Source organism: Algoriphagus formosus (assembly GCF_002807035.1).
In the GTDB taxonomy this organism is placed as follows: domain Bacteria; phylum Bacteroidota; class Bacteroidia; order Cytophagales; family Cyclobacteriaceae; genus Algoriphagus; species Algoriphagus formosus.
On record NZ_NIUC01000003.1, the window covers coordinates 359,186 to 375,427 of the forward strand.

The 16,242-nt window shown below is 36.6% G+C and carries 15 protein-coding genes; 8 read left to right on the forward strand and 7 right to left on the reverse strand.

All coding sequences use genetic code 11. The annotated features are described in order from the left end of the window. Nucleotides 1-47: 47 nt before the first annotated feature. Both CDH51_RS17010 and CDH51_RS17015 read right to left on the reverse strand, forming a co-directional pair. The gene (locus CDH51_RS17010; protein WP_100629738.1) at nucleotides 48-2,024 is read right to left on the reverse strand and encodes a DUF2779 domain-containing protein; all 1,977 of its coding nucleotides are present in this window, start codon (nucleotides 2,022-2,024) and stop codon (nucleotides 48-50) included. 75 nt (nucleotides 2,025-2,099) lie between these two features. After that, the gene (locus CDH51_RS17015) at nucleotides 2,100-2,630 is read right to left on the reverse strand and encodes a hypothetical protein (protein ID WP_100629739.1); all 531 of its coding nucleotides are present in this window, start codon (nucleotides 2,628-2,630) and stop codon (nucleotides 2,100-2,102) included. A 387-nt stretch (nucleotides 2,631-3,017) separates the two neighbouring features. Between CDH51_RS17015 and CDH51_RS17020 the strand changes: the two genes are divergently transcribed. Beyond that, nucleotides 3,018-3,710, forward strand: a complete 693-nt coding sequence (locus CDH51_RS17020; RefSeq protein ID WP_157807149.1) for a helix-turn-helix transcriptional regulator — start codon at nucleotides 3,018-3,020, stop codon at nucleotides 3,708-3,710. Between the two features lie 26 nt (nucleotides 3,711-3,736). Beyond that, nucleotides 3,737-4,066, forward strand: a complete 330-nt coding sequence (locus CDH51_RS17025; protein WP_100629741.1) for a hypothetical protein — start codon at nucleotides 3,737-3,739, stop codon at nucleotides 4,064-4,066. On the opposite strand, the gene CDH51_RS17030 is transcribed toward CDH51_RS17025, so the two are convergent. The 3 genes from CDH51_RS17030 to CDH51_RS17040 form a co-directional block, all read right to left on the reverse strand. Next, complete coding sequence (locus CDH51_RS17030; protein ID WP_100629742.1) at nucleotides 4,063-4,659, reverse strand: hypothetical protein; 597 nt, start codon at nucleotides 4,657-4,659, stop codon at nucleotides 4,063-4,065. The two genes, CDH51_RS17025 and CDH51_RS17030, sit on opposite strands and share 4 nt — an antisense overlap. 43 nt (nucleotides 4,660-4,702) lie before the next feature. Next, a complete protein-coding gene (locus CDH51_RS17035) occupies nucleotides 4,703-5,236 on the reverse strand; it encodes a hypothetical protein (RefSeq protein ID WP_100629743.1) in 534 nt (177 codons plus the stop codon). 203 nt (nucleotides 5,237-5,439) lie between these two features. Continuing rightward, the gene (locus CDH51_RS17040) at nucleotides 5,440-7,434 is read right to left on the reverse strand and encodes a hypothetical protein (RefSeq protein WP_157807150.1); all 1,995 of its coding nucleotides are present in this window, start codon (nucleotides 7,432-7,434) and stop codon (nucleotides 5,440-5,442) included. A gap of 218 nt (nucleotides 7,435-7,652) precedes the next feature. On the opposite strand from CDH51_RS17040, the gene CDH51_RS17045 reads away from it, so the two are divergent. Beyond that, nucleotides 7,653-8,090 (forward strand): hypothetical protein, encoded by a 438-nt coding sequence (locus CDH51_RS17045; RefSeq protein ID WP_100629745.1) that lies wholly within the window; start codon nucleotides 7,653-7,655, stop codon nucleotides 8,088-8,090. A 109-nt stretch (nucleotides 8,091-8,199) separates the two neighbouring features. Here CDH51_RS17045 and CDH51_RS17050 read toward each other — a convergent pair whose 3' ends face one another. After that, nucleotides 8,200-8,844, reverse strand: coding sequence for an FtsZ/tubulin family protein (locus CDH51_RS17050; protein ID WP_100629746.1), 645 nt, complete (start codon nucleotides 8,842-8,844; stop codon nucleotides 8,200-8,202). Between the two features lie 48 nt (nucleotides 8,845-8,892). Next, the gene (locus CDH51_RS17055) at nucleotides 8,893-9,879 is read right to left on the reverse strand and encodes a hypothetical protein (protein WP_100629747.1); all 987 of its coding nucleotides are present in this window, start codon (nucleotides 9,877-9,879) and stop codon (nucleotides 8,893-8,895) included. Between the two features lie 118 nt (nucleotides 9,880-9,997). Between CDH51_RS17055 and CDH51_RS17060 the strand changes: the two genes are divergently transcribed. From CDH51_RS17060 to CDH51_RS17085, 5 genes are all read left to right on the forward strand, one after another. Then, nucleotides 9,998-10,900: a helix-turn-helix transcriptional regulator gene (locus tag CDH51_RS17060; protein WP_100629748.1), complete on the forward strand. Its 903-nt coding sequence runs from the start codon at nucleotides 9,998-10,000 to the stop codon at nucleotides 10,898-10,900. A 64-nt stretch (nucleotides 10,901-10,964) separates the two neighbouring features. Then, entirely contained in the window at nucleotides 10,965-11,639 is a 675-nt protein-coding gene (locus CDH51_RS17065) for a hypothetical protein (protein ID WP_100629749.1), read from the forward strand. Between the two features lie 526 nt (nucleotides 11,640-12,165). After that, on the forward strand, nucleotides 12,166-12,435 hold the full coding sequence (locus CDH51_RS17075) for a hypothetical protein (RefSeq protein WP_100629751.1): 270 nt from the start codon (nucleotides 12,166-12,168) through the stop codon (nucleotides 12,433-12,435). Nucleotides 12,436-12,782: 347 nt separating this feature from the next. Beyond that, nucleotides 12,783-15,404, forward strand: coding sequence for an ATP-dependent helicase (locus CDH51_RS17080; protein ID WP_100629752.1), 2,622 nt, complete (start codon nucleotides 12,783-12,785; stop codon nucleotides 15,402-15,404). Continuing rightward, entirely contained in the window at nucleotides 15,401-16,237 is an 837-nt protein-coding gene (locus CDH51_RS17085; RefSeq protein ID WP_100629753.1) for a PD-(D/E)XK nuclease family protein, read from the forward strand. The genes CDH51_RS17080 and CDH51_RS17085 overlap by 4 nt, the downstream gene beginning before the upstream one ends. Nucleotides 16,238-16,242 lie beyond the last annotated feature (5 nt).

Consider the following 16,242-nt stretch of genomic DNA (forward strand, 5'->3'; position numbering starts at 1 on the left):
GGAAATTTACGATTTGTGATCTTTAATTTTTCAATAGGACTAGGAGTTTAATGGGTAATTTCTTTCAGGTGTTCGTAAATCATTACCATTGCTAAAGTATCCAATTCACAATATTTTTTTAGACCTGATTCTAGTTCTTCACGCTCGGCGGTAGACATATCCACATATTGCAACTTTGCGTAGGCAGTTAATGCCATACCTCCATCAGCAATGCTTTCAAGACCAGAAATATTCTCTCCAATCTTTTCCTCGTCCCATTCCTCAAATAGGGGAGGAAGTGTTACGTAGGGGTTTAACCCTTCATCTGTTTCTGGCCGAAACCAAATATGGTCTTCACTAAAGTTTTTACTGCTTAGTCCTATATTTTGAATGGGTTGAGAATATTTTTCTTTTAGAAAATCACTTGATTTAATTGCCGCAGGGAGAAGGTATTTGATGGAGTTAGAACCTTTAGTGTATGGGTTGTAGTAAAACTTCATGATAACTTTTCTTAAATCAATCATATCTCTTTCTCCTTCCCACTGGTCGTGGCTGTTATTTGAAGAGCTGGAAATATGTTTCAGAAACTCAATAAGTTCATATTTATCGGATTCTTCACTCTCTTCAAGCTGGCTGATAATTACATTTAAAATCGTGTTTTCGTGACTTGCAAACCTAAAAACGCTACCATTGTCATTAATTAATGCCTTTTTTAAAGACCTAGCAAATTCAAAATTTGGGAATAGTCCAGGACTGGCATTCAAAAACTCAGTTTGGTGTTTGATACTTCCATTTTCATCGACAGTATGATGAGAAAATTGAAATGCTACTTGCTCATAGGGTCTTCTTCCTTTTGTGAAAGGTAAAGCAACCGCACTGGTTTCAAAATCAATAAAGTGTAATGGAAATCGCCAACTCTCCATTTCCGAGAATAATTCATCCTTTAAAAAATGTATGCTATTGTCTTCACTTACTGCTTTTTCGACTTGAATCCATCTTCTTTCTGATGAAGAAATTTCATTGGGGTTCAATTCAGGATTGAGATCTTCTTCAGACAACTGATCCATAAATAGCCGATTTTCATTGAACAAAGTCTCTATGTTTCGACTACGGAAGTTCCAGATTTCAAATATGTTTGGCTTCGAAATACTCAAAGAATTCCAATGATGTTGGCGTTTCATACATTCAAAGAAGCCGGACTTAAGTCCGTTTTCCATTTGTTCGGAAGTTGCCCTGAATTCACAGTTTTTGCATTTTGAATATGCTGTAGGCCAATTCGGATATTCCCCACTTTGGTAGGTTTTTTTCAAAAAGTCAATTGAATCTTCAAAGGAATAACCTTCAATTACTTCATATTTATCATTTAAAATATTCGAAGTAATTTCATGAAGATCAACCTTTGATAAAACCGAATCACCTGTTTCTTCTAAAGAATTTACCTTTTTAACTATATCAGTTCTTTGATCACCCTCACCTTTTTTGGGAATTCGGAACATTTGGTTCAATCCATCAACAGTTGCAGTTTTATTTTTATCCGCCATCATTAAACTTGAGGTGATATTTAAGTCTGGATAGGCATTCTTCACTACATACGTTTGAAAGGCAAGATCAAAAAGATAGGGTTTCCAAGAACTTACAAGTCCTCCTCTTCTCCCAACAAAAACATATTCATCATTCGGATCAAATAGCTTTGCTTTAACTTCTATCAGTTCAATTGAATTTCCCTTCTTAACAAGAATATCAGTTCTGATAAACAAATCATTCCATAAAAAGGCAGCCTCGAATACTACCACATTATCCATCTTTAAATACTCTCCAGTTCTATTGGCGGCTCCCTCATAGTCATAGTGAGGATTGTCAATTAAAATCCCTTCAGGATAATGCATTCTTGCAAGCTCCTCAACTTGAAAACCTCCTTGTGCAAGTGATTCTAAGAAACTGTCGTCGTTTTTGTTACTAGGGTAGATATCCTTGTGATAATGGTAATAAAGTTTATTCGGACACTCCAAGCCGACTTTAAAGCGTGATTTTGAAAGAACTTTCATGGGCTAAATTTTAAAAAGAATTAATGGTTTAATATATGATCAATGTGCCTTCTTTGCGTATCTTTTTTCATGATTTCAAATTGAGTATAGTACCGCCCTACAGTCTATTTCAGATTGATAGCCAGAATAGTTGCTTGGAAATGACACATCATAAATGGGTCTATAACCTGATCCCTTATGAACCTCTTCTACACGTGGGTCTGATTTTCCCCGAAATGAATCGATCAAAGCCACGAAATAGAGATAACTCCTTCGGTTTGGTTTTTTGAGTGATTCTAGCTTCTTAATATCTGATAGATAAGAATTATAGGTATTCGCGATTTTGAATTCAAAAACCACTTGATCAGATTCCGTTTCAAATACCAAGTCACTCGGACCTCCGTTCCCCAAGTCTTTTTCTCTTACCCACTTGATTGATTCTAATCCGAAAATCTCTTTCCTTTTTTTGTAAAGTGCTTTTCCTACCTCAAAGACAAAATATAGCTCCGGCACGAAGAAAATTCCCGTTTCATTTAAATTCTGTAGCTCTTCATCAAGGGAGTGTGTTACCAATAAAAGCGTGTCAAATAGTTTGAACTCGTCGATAAAAATTTCTTGAGTAGACATGGTATTTTGTTGGGTTGGTTACTGATTAAATTCGATCAATGGGACAGCAGATTCCTTTTTTTGTTTTTTTGAAATCCTTTCGTCTCACCATTTCAAAAATACATTTTTAAGCGTCAGAATATGACGTTTTCATTTTGGTACCAATCAGAAAACATTTATTCTTAGGAAATTTTAATAAAAATGAAGCTCAAGGATAAAATGTACCGGGTCTCAGTTATTCTCAACCATGCAAGAATGGGAGGATTTACTTGGGATTTTATTTCTGATAAAATGAAGAACAGCCTAAATACCTTTGGGGTCCAAGAGGGGTACTCGATCAGGACTTTCCAAAGGGATTTGAATTCAATCCGAGAGGTATATGGTATTGATATCGTATTCAATAAAAGTTTGAAAAAATATCAGATTAATGAAGAAGAATCTACTCCAATAAGAATGCATTTATTGGAATCTTGGGATATTATCAATGCCTTTGATTTAGCGTCTGACTTAGATCAGATTGTATTCTTTGATGAAAGGAAAGCCAAAGGTACTGAACACCTTTCTTCATTTGTAGAAGCAATCAGGAAAGGATTAAAGGTTAGATTTAAGCACTTCAGAAACTGGCTTGAAACTTCAGATTATCGAGAGATTTCTCCTTTAGCACTGAAAGAGGTGAAGTATGCATGGTACCTTATTGGGTTAAATGAAAAGGGAGAATTGAGGAATTATGGATTAGACCGAATTCATCATTTGACAATTACATCTAAAAAATTTGAAAAGCCTGATGGTTTAAATCTTAAAGATTACTACCAGAATGTATTTGGGATTTTAAATGATTCCTCAATACCAGTAGAGACTATCAAACTTCAATTCTCCAAAGAGCAGGGACATTATATTAAATCCTTACCCATTCATTCAAGTCAGAAAGTTATTCAGGATGATGAAAATGGGTTGATTATCGAGCTTCGACTGAAAATCAACCACGAACTTATATCGGAAATATTATCCTATGGAGATCAGGTAAGGGTTTTGGAGCCTGAAGGGATTAGGAAGAGGTGTGAGGGTATTTTAAATGATATTTTAATTAATATTGAAGATTAATTATTTCAAATTAAGAAGCCCAAAATATGTCCTTTCAAGAATTAATTACTCTGTTAAAACAAGAACTTGAACACAAAAAATTAGAATTTTTGACTATTCCCACTTTAGGAGGAAGAAGTAAAATTACTTTTTCCATCAACGAAGAGAATATAAAAATCACAACTTCAAATGGCAACTCCTATACTGTAGATCCAAAATTTTTCGAAGCAGTTTGGAATCATTTTTTAAGATTAGAGGATGATAAAAAGTTTGAAAAAAGTTCATATGACGATAAAAACTGGCCAGCAGGTGAGGGCAATCCAAATATGATTTTTAGCCCTTACCTTCCAGCACTTTTCAAATATTTCAATCTTTAAAATGATCCATTTGAAAATTGAATTAACTCCCATTTAGCTAAAGACATCTTGGGGTTTTTAGTGTTTTTTATAAATTCTTTTATGAAGTTAACTTTCGTCGCATGCTCTTCAATGGAGTTAACATATCCCCACGCAGCGTTTTTACTCTTTTGACCAATTGACGTTAGGATTATTCTATCTACAGGACATTGTGGCGGTTCTTCGATTTTTCCAATGCACCAAAGATGTTTAAGAAAAACTGAAAGACTTTTTTGGGAGTGGGAGATTCTAAAACCTGGATCATATCCATATTTCGGATGAGCACTCTTTAAAAAATGGTCAGAATATTTCTGATTCATGAAGTCTTTCAATTCAATTATATCATTGTAATAGGTTTCTTCACTTACCGAACTGATATACTTCGTAGAAATGTCCATAAGTTTACCGGCAAGTGTTGACCTGATAATTTTCTTTTGGCTAAAAGAGGTATTTGGTTCATAAAGGGAGTTGTGTTGAAGTGCAGCACTAATCGCTAGCGATTGAGCCTTTTCAATCGATTCTGTTGGGTTGTATTTGTTTAAAAACTTTGATTTGGCAATGCTTAAAGTTTCCATTTTTTTAAGTTTAGTATTTAAAGCGTTGATGTTAATTTTTTGATTATCCGATTTGCTTTAGAACCCAATGATCTCCTAGCAAAAAATATTCTTCAGATGTGCACAATCCATATCCAATTTTCAGATCCTCTAAAGAAATTGACCGTTGGTTTAAGTCAGTAAGCCCTAACACTACTCGTTCGGCTACTTCAACTGGATATCTACCTTCCTTTTCAGGTGGCCGGAGGCTAATAAATTTAATTTTCTCAGGATTTTCAAGTGTTTTTACAAACTGACCAATTGCTTCGTAAAGCCCATTCCCACTTCCAAACCCTAAAGCAGCAATACAGAATATATCCCCATCCAGAGTTGTCAGAATTTCCTTTAGTCTTTCTGGCATTTTTTTCCGAGCAGTGATGTTGGAGAATAATTTTTTCTCAGGGAAAAAGATATATTTATAAGGCACCTCATCTTCATTTGGATCGATATCATTGATGACCGTGAAGGAGTCAAGCTTAAGGTCTTTTGCGTAAGAGGAGAAGAAAGATGATCCATATGATCCAAGAGCAAGTAGATGTTTTTTTTGATCTTTTTTCATTCATGAATTAAGGTTTAAGTGAAACGATAGTGCAAAGGTCTAATCTTAGGTGTCACTTTTTGTCGTTATAAAAATTATTCCTCAGTATCTAATTCCAAACTTCAGTCTCATGAGAGGTTTTCCATCATCCTCTCAGGTACCGCTTACTATCTGAAAATTTTCACGAAGCCCTGACCTTACCAATCGGAAAATTACGATTGGTACTAATTTCCTATAGAGTTAATTTTCTCTAACAAGATTTCCCTCACACCCTTCTCACTACTGCCCAATTTTTGAATCAGAGTTTGTGAACCATATTTTTTCACAATCTCTGATAACTCTTCTCGCTCCAGAATTGGTTTTTCCATAAGGGTCTTGGTCATTTGAAGCAGAAGGCTTTCTTGTTCCAACAAGATCTTTTCTGTGTTTCTTGCTGATTCTTCGATGAATGAAGTAGCTTTCTGATAAATATCCTCTGTAACCGGAAAGTGATATATAGAGAGTTGTTCTTTATGGCCATAGAATAGGGGAGAGCCACCAAAACCGTACTCCTTGAAAAAAGTAAGAACTTCATGGCTCGCTGAAGCCAAATCTGTTTTGGAACCCTCTTGGATACCATCTTCTCCAAGAATTACCTTCTCTGCGATATAGCCACCCAGATAGGTCATTGTTAGTTTTTTTAATCGATCACGATTCATGAAATCAAAAGAGAACCCACTTTGGAGGTTTCCGAGCTTTTCTCCTTCGTTGCTTACAGATTGGACTTTGGAAGGGATTTCACCAAATACTGCACAATAAACCACAGCATGCCCGGCTTCATGAAGGGCTGTTGAGGCTTGGACATCAGTTGGGTTCATTTCAAGTTTAGAGATCACATTTAATTCCAAAGGATTGAATGCTCTAAAAACTCTTTTTCCTCTCTTGAAAAATTGTACTTCCAAGACATATCCATCGAAAGCCACCTCAATCTGGTCAACGTCTCTGACCATGGTAAGAGAAGATTCAATGAAAGGGATGCTACCAACCATGATCCTTTGGAATGCTGATAAGATAGACCAAGCTCCCGAAGCTGGTACAACGCCTTCCATGAAAAGTAATTGGCGAACGCTATCTTCAAACGAAGTCCTTACTCCATACTCAGTATTGAGGTTTTGGGCAAAGTTTTGGAGTTCCTTTTCTATGATTAGACTAAATGCCCTCCTGGAGAGGCAAGGAATCAAAATATGGTTACTTCCTAATCTCGAAAGCTTCTCGATTTCCAAGTTCTGCATAAGGATTTTTTTTATTTTTTCTGGCCCAACTTTTAGAGAGGATAAATAGAATGCATCAGGATCAAGTGAAAAGGAAATGTCATTTTCAAATGGAAATAAGCCCTTCAAATTTCCAAGTATGAAGAATACAGAATTGGATACATCTATTCGCTCAGGCTCAAAGGCTTTCTTTACCAAAGCATCCAAAAACTCCATCAATCCGATTTCATCTACGGTTTTGATGTGCTCTATCAGATCCTTGTAGGTGCCAAATTCATGAAGTTGGGACTGATAAATCACCTTCGCTTCATATCGGTTGAAGACAAAAAGATTGGACTCATTTTCTACTAAATCCTGTTCGTGAATGCTTCGCCTTTTGGGCATTGTTAATGGAATTCCTCTCTCCTTAAAGAATTCTACAAAATCTTCTGAAACCAAGCCCTCTTTTACTTTAAGTCCTTTATTGATCCAACCTGAAAATTCACGATAGATCTCAAGAATTTTTTCGGACCCGATAGGGGATCTTTCTTTTTCCAATACACCTTCACCGATTAGCTTCCAGAGTTTCTTTGATTCGTTGAAAGGATGATTTGATTCCGGTGAATAGATTAAATCCTGAAAATTATCTATTAGAAAGACTGCTTGCAAAGGAGAATTCAGATAAGACAAATGCTCAATTTTTTGGGAGAGTTTTTGAAGATTTCGAGCATCGCTGTCTATTTCAAAAAAGATGTCCTGAAGCTGCAAGAAATTTATAATCTCACGAACCAGTCTTGTTTTTCCTACTCCGGTCAATCCCCATAGATTGATTACTATGGGTCTACTTAGATGACTTTCCACACCATACCATGCGCTCAAGGCTGGGATGATTGCATCAATTGCGGGATGCATGTGAGGAAAGGTGCTTTGGAGATGATTCTTGAGATTTTGGAGCTGATTGAAAGGGTTTTCAAGTTTTTTAGAGTTCATGGCAATTCTGATTTGATTCCGTTTCATTTAAAGAAAGCCGAATCATTTTGCTAATTGCTATGAGTTGCTCAAAATTTTTCAGGGTTTATTTTTAATCTCAACGGGACACTAATTGTCGTATACAGATTGAAGAAAAGAATAAATTATCAAAATGAATTTTGTATGATTGAAAGAATTGATTTTATCAAATTCTTTCTTCTTCCGAACCCAAACTCACCATGACATTCGACTTCGACGATAATAAAGAGGATTACAATTTTCACCCTGTTCAGGTTACTTTGAATTCAGGACTTGAGCTAACCTTAAAGGGCTTTCATTTGACCTTCACCTATGGAGGGTTGATAGAGGGGAACCCCTTGCAAGGAAGTGTTATTGAATTCATCAAAGAGGAGATACGAGTGCCAAAAAACTGGGGTGAGCGTAAACTCTTCAGTATTCCTGCTAAAGAAGATGGACTTAATACACTTCTGCCTTTATTTTCTTGCTATGCATATTTGACCAGCGATATACCGGCTGGAGATTCATTTGCAGATGGCTCTGAACTGGTGGTTCATTGGTTCGAAAAATCAATACAAGATAGGCCTATAACTCTGGTAATAGAGGAAGCAGTTAAAGATCTGAATTGGAAAAATGAAGCTGATGATTTTTTGTATTAGGCCTTGCTGATTTTCTAAATTCAAAAAATATCTATTAAACTAGATTTCCGACAAATCGCTGGCATCGATCAACCTTTCATTAAGATCAAATTGGATTCAGGACGAATTATTAACCTTTGAATAGCTCAAAAATGCGCTGATCTAACAATTCGTAAGCCGTTCGGATAGAGATATTTCCAAAAGTTTTTCTGATTTCTTCACTATAGATTACCGAAGGTTCCTTGCCATTTTCTGCCAAAAGGTGAATAGCAAGATCGGCATGGGCACTTTTCCTACTTCCTTCAAATTCAAAGGGTAAAGTGCCTATCCACTCTAAATTTTGCTTTGGGTTTTGATAGTGCATTCCAATCGACTGAAACAGCAATGTTCCAGTAGCTTTCCCCAAACCAGCCAAAAAGACCAAATCACCTTTCAGACTCCTTAAATAGTCATCGATTTCCGATGAAATAGGCAAAATGGGAAGGTTTCCATTTTTTAGAATTTTCGTTGAACCAATTGATTCGAAAAGTGAATCTGGAGTCGAAAACCTGATGAATTCTCCTTCTTGATTATGGATTGTTGGTCTTTCCCCATCTATAAGCGTAACGGATTGAAAAGGAAGCTCTTTTATGTTTTTTGCTGCGAAATGGCAGGCGGCTGTTCCCAACGCGATTAAATGACGTGATTCTTTTTCACTTTTTGCCAAAGAATGCGTTATTGCGAATGTCGACCCTGCTGCCAAGGAGAGTGTTTTAAGAAATTTTCTTCTTTCCATTGAATCAATAGATTTAGTAATTGTTAGAGATATTTATTCTAATTACGGTCAGTCTACTTCGGCTGAAAATCTCCATCCTCCCTTAAAATCAAGGATTATTTCATGGGCTTCGGGTTGCAATCCATTTAACCTTCCAACCATACGAGGATATTGTCTGAAAATAGGTTCAAAAAAATCAATAGCTTCTTTTTTTAGTTTTGCGTAGCTCAACTTTTTGTAAAACACATAGAAATGAAAGTAAGATAAGGCATTGCAAGTAAGTTTGACTGGAAACCCCAAAATTTGGCTCCCATAAGTCTCAATTACAGGACAAAGTGAAATCAAATCCATGGCGTACTGAATAGGAAAGCTTTCATCTTTAGAGAAAAAAATCAAATCCTCTCTCCTTACATAGTTTTTCTCCACCAATCGCCTTAATTCAATCGGGTAAAAATCCTTTCGAAACCTTTCAAAATCTATTTCTGGGGAATCCCATAAGTATTGGATTAAACCGCCTCCGATGTCATATTCCATCGATTCAAAGTTTGGAATATAACTGACAATCAAATTTCCCCTCGCTTGGAGAGGCTTCAAGCGAAATTCGGACAAATCCAATTCTCTCCTTTCGCTCAAGAATTTGACTATTTGTTTTCCATTTTCACAAAGCTTCAAATCTTCAAATTGAACTTCATGAAAGAAATCCCATAAGCCATCCGTAACAAGAACGCCTGGAAAATCAGAAAAATTTTCTTGAAGAGCTTGAGTTTGTGCAAGCTGAGAGGGACCATTAATATAATCAGCACTTTCCCATAAGAAAATGGTTTCATTCTGCCATTGGAGCAATTCTATCACGTCTGTAATAATCTTCCTCGCTTCCAACTTATTTTCAAATCCAACCAAGTGAATAAAATGCGCTTCTTCTAAGGATTGCTCTCTGTAAATGATGGGTTGTAACTTTTCCAAAAAGTCATTTAGGAAAAGACAGTATTCAGGATGAATCTTCAATAGCGCCCTTTTCAAGAGGTCTAAATTCAGATCGGGTTTTGTCGCTTTCATAAGTCCAAACCTAAATCCACCTATTGCCAAAAGATGACTGAGGATAAATTTTTTTTAATTTTCACACTCAGTCTTAATTTGGCTGAGGCTATCCTTTTATTGCAAGTGAATTACAATTATGAGCAAACTAACATCTCTATATCGGCAACTTGAAATTATCAAACTCGCCAAAAAGGAATCATTTACATGGGGTAGAGTAGAGGAGCATTTAGAAAGAAAGTCTGAGGGGACAGATTTAGACTTGTTGATTTCAAAGCGGACCCTAAATCGAGATTTGAAAGAAATCCAAGAGCTATTTGGAATTGTAATCGAGTTCAACTTCAAGGCTGGAAAATATCAGTTGAACATCGAGGAAAGTAGTGAAAACCATCTTGAGATATTGGAATCATTTGAGACTATTCAGGCATTTGGAAGGGCTCAGAAACTGAAGGGTAAGGTCTTCTTTGAGGAAAGGTTAGCAAGAGGAACGGAATATTTAAAACCTCTACTTGATGCCATAGAAAATCAGGAACAGGTTATGATTTCCTATGAGAAGTATTGGAGAGGGCATGCTGAATACCGGAAAATCCGACCCGTTGCCCTCAAGGAATATCTTCATCGTTGGTATGTGCTTGCTTGGAATGAGCGGGATTATTTGCGCTTTTACGGTTTGGATAGAATCAAGTCAATAGAAAGTTTGCCTGGTAAAGTTAGTGTTCCACCAACTCCTGATCTGGAAACTCGATTTTTGGAAACTATTGGGATTATTAATGATCCTGAACAGCCCGTTGAAACCGTAATTCTCACCTTTACTGAATTTAAAGGGAAGTATATCCAATCAATGCCACTACATCCGACACAGCAAATCCTCATCGATGATGGGAAAATCCTTCAAATCAGTATCAGAGTCAAGATTAACTACGAACTTATCTCGGTGATTTTATCCCATGGGGATGAGGTTAGAGTGGAGAATCCGGAGAGGTTGAGGGAGATGGTTAGGCAAAAAACAGAGAATATATTAAATTATCTTTGGGTAAAGTAGATAAAATTTTATTCTTCAAGAGAGAATTATAAAATTACAAATTGAAAATCAAGATAAAAACTTCATGATAGACCTGAGTTTAAGCAGCATTGAGAATTTAAAATGGCTTCCTTGGATTGGAAGTGATTTCTTCAATTTACCTTTTAATAAAAGGCTTCTTATTGTTGGTGAAAGCCATTACCATGATAATACTCCTGCAACCATTGATAGGCACAATGATAAAACATTCACAAGATCAGTGATAAAAGAATTTGCTATAGATCGGTGTTATTATGGAACAAAAATCTTCCCAAACCTACATCGAGCTTTGTTTCAAAGTGACGAATTCAATAGCGCCTCATTTTGGAACTCGGTATCTTTTTACAATTTTATCCAGCGTCCTATGGTGACCAATAAAGAACGACCAAACTATACTGACTTCTACAATAGTTGGTTCCCATTTTTAGAAACAACAAAGCTTCTCCAACCAAAAATATGTTTATTTATTGGTACAAGTGCTGCAAATTCCTTAGAACGTGCATTAGAACATACAGGATATTCAACTCCTGGTGTTATTTGGGAAGAAAAAATAAATAATGCTTATGCCAAAACTTCCACTATTCAAGATACAGAAGGAAAGGAAATCTTACTGATTTTCATCAAACATACAAGCCAGAGATTCAGCTGGAGTCAATGGAATACCTATTTAATAAAAAAAATCCCCCATGAAATGAATTGGTTAGCTGAGAAAGTGAAATAAAAAAGATATATGTAATCTCACTTTAAATTTTCAAAACTTTTTATTTTTAGTCCTGAAAGATCAAAGCAATTACGAAAATCAACAAACTAATTTATTTCCCATTAAATTTCAACTTGACTCAGGAATCGAAGTTCGGCTTGACAGGTTCCATCTTAAATTGACTTACGGTTCATTGCTAGAAGGGAATCAACATGACGAGCTTATATCGGAATATATCATTGAAGACTTGGAAGAACTCTCAGGGTTTGGAGATGTTAAAAAGATGTACATGATTCTACTCAAAAAAGGTGATAAAAAAGCTCCCCTTTCCCCGTTTTCTTGTTTCGCCGAGCTTACTTCATTTACCGCAACAAAAGATTTTTAGGCATCTGACTTTAGACTAATTGTCCATTGGTTTGAAAAGTCAATACAAGACAGGCCGATAACTCATATCATAGAAGAAGCGGTAAAAAATCTGGATTGGGAAAATGAAGCAGATGATTTTTGGTTTTAACCTTCAAATTAATATTTAAGAATTCACCTCCTTATGAATGCCGGATTTAAACTTTCAGCCTCACTTTTTGAACATCCAATAATTGTAACATTCAAAGATGGCATTGAAGCTTATGTTATGGAGTTTTTCATAGGTTTTACTCATGAACTATTTAGCAATGAAGAACCGGAAGAAAGGGTAGATAATATGGATATTTTCATGAATCTTAATCCTCCACCCTTATGGCTAAAAAATGTACTTTATCATGTCCATTCTATAAATTATAAAAAAGAGAAGCTCCCTCGATACTATTGTTTTGCCTAGTTTTCTTCAGATGTCACTAAAGGGACAGGATCTCTTACATCAGAACTGGTTGTTCAATGGTTTGAAAATACAATCGATCTGAATACGATTCCCCAATTAATTAAAGAATGCATACAGAATATCAATTGGATGGATGAAGCTGAAGATTCAAAAATTCTTTAGGAAGGCTTAAATTTTTGATGATTATTTCAAACAGCTCCATTTTTCAAATCCGTCTAGTCTAATTAAAATTAATTTTATAATTTGGAATTTATCCTTGAAACCTTTTTTCCAAAATCAAAAGATACAAGGCATCTGAGATTCGAACAACCTTTTTTCGGTTCAAAAAAGTAAAGTTATCTCCAAAAATGGCAGAATTCTCCATCGAACACTATTGGGCCCTTAAGGGCTTTTCCCCAAATCCCAAACAACGGGATGCTATTTTGCATCATCAAGGCCCCCTTTTTTTAACTGCCGGACCTGGATCTGGCAAGACAAGGGTAATACTATGGAGAACAGTAAATCTTATTGTCTTCCATAAAGTTGAACCAAGAAAAATTTTCCTTGCCACTTTCACAGAAAAAGCCGCACATCAATTAAAAGAAGGATTACGTGGTCTACTTGGGATGATTACCAATGAGACAGGTCAACCATATGATATTTCAGGGATGGCTATTGGTACGGTCCATTCGATCTGTCAAGATATACTTCTGGATAGGGATCGAAGGTTTTCGGAAGCTGGGGAGAAGAGTAGGGCACCAGTACTACTGGATTCTTTGGCTCAATATTTCAAGATTTATAGAAGAGGTTTTTGGGTTGAATTACTAAAAGCTGGTGGTTATATCACCAATCTGGAAAACACTGATCCAGAGGAAAGATATGCTCAAATGGAAATCAATCGTTACCTGACAGGTAGTGATGCAAAAGGGTCTCGACATGTGGCTGCGACTCAAATTATCAATATGTTTAATCGGTTTTCTGAAGAGAATCTGGACCCAGATGAGGTTAACTGTAGTGATGAAGTTTTATCGAGGATTCTTCACATGTATGCTTTTTATAAGGCAAGCCATCGTGAAAATAAAATTCATACAGTTGACTTTTCCCTATTGCAGCAACGTGCCTACGAAAAAATCAAATCACATCAAGGTTCACAAGATGCATATGAACATATCATTGTCGATGAGTATCAAGATACCAACTCTATTCAAGAGTTGATTTATTTTGAACTGTCGAAGAAAACAAAAAACATATGTGTTGTTGGTGACGACGACCAAGCTCTCTATCGATTCCGAGGGGCGACAGTTGAAAACCTTGTAGAGTTTGAGGAAAGATGCCAAACCTATTTGGGACAAAGGCCAAAGAGAATTGATCTTGATACTAATTATCGATCAAAAAGAAGAATTGTAGAGTTTTATACTCAGTTCATTGAGCAGACGAATTGGGCTAAACCAAAAGGAGGATTTTTCAGGGTAGCTGATAAAAATATCCGAGCTTTTAATCGAGAGGATTTCCATGCGGTAGTCACCACAGCTAGAATTGAAAAGAATTCGGTCTTTACCCAAGTAGCCCAATTTATTTTCGACTTGAAAGCTACTGGTAAAATTAAAGATTACAGTCAAGTAGCATTTCTCTTTCCATCCTTGAGTTACATGGGTGAAAAGAATGGAGCAGTTCGTGATTTTGAAGAGGCACTTAATGAAAAAGGAATACAAATCTTCGCTCCTCGTGCAGGTCGATTTTTAGATGTGACAGAGGCCAAAGAAATTTTTGGACTTATCTTCCATATTCTTGGGAGACCTAGTCATCAAGGTCAGGCTAGTGCAGGGTTACAATCGTTTCGAGATTGGCAGACTGGATCGATGGCAATAGCTACAAGGCTAATGGCAAATGACCCAAACCTCAAGGAATATGTCACCGATAGAAAGAATGAATTAGATCTAATTCAATCGGATTTTCAAGCCTTGATGAAAGTAGTGAAGAGAAATAGGTGGAAGCCAAACTCGAGACTTAAACTTGATATGGTGAGGGATCTTGCCATGGCCTCAGGACTTTCGCCAAAGTCTAAAAGCAATCTTCAGAAACAGGCCTTTTTGAATGTTTTGAAGAAGAAAGAACAAGCAGGAGAGCCAGTTTCTTTGAGCTATGTGCTCAATCGGGTTACTTCAGTGGACTGGAGCGTATTGGATTTATTCTATCAGTTGAGTGGATTCAAACATTTTCAAGAGTATTTCTTATTGGCAGAAAATGGTATTGATGAAGGGCCAGTTTGTAATCTTGGACTACTTACCCAATACCTTGCCCGATTTATGGAGGAGTACACACCAATCATCACTGCCTCTTTTCTGGATGAAAATAAGTTTGCTAATACGTTTGTGGGGTCAATCCTCTATGCAATTTATAGATTGGGTGAATCCGAATATGAAGATGCAGATGACCCATTTCCCAAGGGTCGAGTTCCATTTTTAACAATTCATCAATCAAAAGGCCTTGAGTTTCCATACGTGGTGCTAGGTAATCTAATGAAGAGGGATAGAGAACCTGATATGAAAGAAATCATCGTAAGGGACCTAATGAAGAAGGAAGGAGAGCCATTAGAACGAATATCTCACTTTGATAATATGCGGATGTTTTATGTAGCTCTCTCCCGAGCCAAAAATCTCATGATTCTTCCCCAATGGAAAAGACAGCAACAAAGTCCAGCCTTCAAGGAAATGTTCAATGCTAATGAATTTCCAATTATACCTCAAATCAATATTGAGGAACTACCTGATTCTCAATTGGAGGTCGAAGATCTCGGGAAAAGTTATTCCTATACAGGGGATTACCTCAATTATCGTCAATGTCCAAGAAAGTATATGATATTCAGGAAATATGGATTTATCCCTTCTCGATCGCAGACCATGTTCTTCGGAAGCCTCATTCACCAAACAATTGAGGACCTACATCATCTCTTAATTGCCAATCGAAGAAAGGAGGAAGCTAGCTCATGAAAGATTATGAAATCATCGAAAAAATCCGAGAGTTCTTCGAGGAAAATTACGAATTGATGAGATTGGAAGGTGGGCACGCGATCACCGAAGATATCAAGCGAGAGGCACTGACTCAGGTGCTATACTATTTCACAAAACTCAAGGATGTAGCAACAAGAGTGACAGATACAGAAGTGAAGCTCACCCTACCTGATCAAGTCACACCAAAGGGGCGAAACTTCACCATTGAAGGGATTGTCGATATTGTAAGGGATGATAACGAAACTTGGATGTATGATATCAAGACTCATGACTTAGAGTATATCAATTCTAATAAAGAACTCTATGCCAAACAGCTAAATGTTTATGCTCATATTTGGCAGGAATTAAGAGGGCAACAGTTGGACAAAACGGCTATCATCTCAACCGCTTTTCCCTATTCTTTAAAGCAGGCTCATTTGCTGAATGATCAATTCAGGATTCAACACGAATTATCGAGATGGAGTCCATTGGTGGATTTGGAATTCAATCAACAAGAGGTCCAATCTACCATAAGGGATTTTGCCGAAGTGGTGGACAGTATAGAGGATAAAAAATTCCAACCTGCACCTGTGGAGGTTTTGAACAATACCATGGAAGGAACAAAAGCCCTCTTTGCAACTCGGGTATGTCGAAACTGTGATGCCCGATTTTCCTGCTCCTCTTATCGGGAATATGCAACTCACTCAGGCAAAGGTGAAAGAGGAAATTTCAAGAAGTATTTTGATGACTTTGGATCGGATACTGACAAAGAAGAATGGATCAATGCCAATCTTGGAGCTACTCGAAACGGAATATTTGATGGAGAAGAATGATTTAA

Bases quoted from the DNA above. Each gene is read 5' to 3' on its own strand.
- CDH51_RS17010 (WP_100629738.1), bottom strand. From the start codon at position 2,024: ATGAAAGTTCTTTCAAAATCACGCTTTAAAGTCGGCTTGGAGTGTCCG.
- CDH51_RS17015 (WP_100629739.1), bottom strand. From the start codon at position 2,630: ATGTCTACTCAAGAAATTTTTATCGACGAGTTCAAACTATTTGACACG.
- CDH51_RS17025 (WP_100629741.1), top strand. From the start codon at position 3,737: ATGTCCTTTCAAGAATTAATTACTCTGTTAAAACAAGAACTTGAACAC.
- CDH51_RS17030 (WP_100629742.1), bottom strand. From the start codon at position 4,659: ATGGAAACTTTAAGCATTGCCAAATCAAAGTTTTTAAACAAATACAAC.
- CDH51_RS17035 (WP_100629743.1), bottom strand. From the start codon at position 5,236: ATGAAAAAAGATCAAAAAAAACATCTACTTGCTCTTGGATCATATGGA.
- CDH51_RS17040 (WP_157807150.1), bottom strand. From the start codon at position 7,434: ATGAACTCTAAAAAACTTGAAAACCCTTTCAATCAGCTCCAAAATCTC.
- CDH51_RS17045 (WP_100629745.1), top strand. From the start codon at position 7,653: ATGACATTCGACTTCGACGATAATAAAGAGGATTACAATTTTCACCCT.
- CDH51_RS17050 (WP_100629746.1), bottom strand. From the start codon at position 8,844: ATGGAAAGAAGAAAATTTCTTAAAACACTCTCCTTGGCAGCAGGGTCG.
- CDH51_RS17055 (WP_100629747.1), bottom strand. From the start codon at position 9,879: ATGAAAGCGACAAAACCCGATCTGAATTTAGACCTCTTGAAAAGGGCG.
- CDH51_RS17060 (WP_100629748.1), top strand. From the start codon at position 9,998: ATGAGCAAACTAACATCTCTATATCGGCAACTTGAAATTATCAAACTC.
- CDH51_RS17065 (WP_100629749.1), top strand. From the start codon at position 10,965: ATGATAGACCTGAGTTTAAGCAGCATTGAGAATTTAAAATGGCTTCCT.
- CDH51_RS17075 (WP_100629751.1), top strand. From the start codon at position 12,166: ATGAATGCCGGATTTAAACTTTCAGCCTCACTTTTTGAACATCCAATA.
- CDH51_RS17080 (WP_100629752.1), top strand. From the start codon at position 12,783: ATGGCAGAATTCTCCATCGAACACTATTGGGCCCTTAAGGGCTTTTCC.
- CDH51_RS17085 (WP_100629753.1), top strand. From the start codon at position 15,401: ATGAAAGATTATGAAATCATCGAAAAAATCCGAGAGTTCTTCGAGGAA.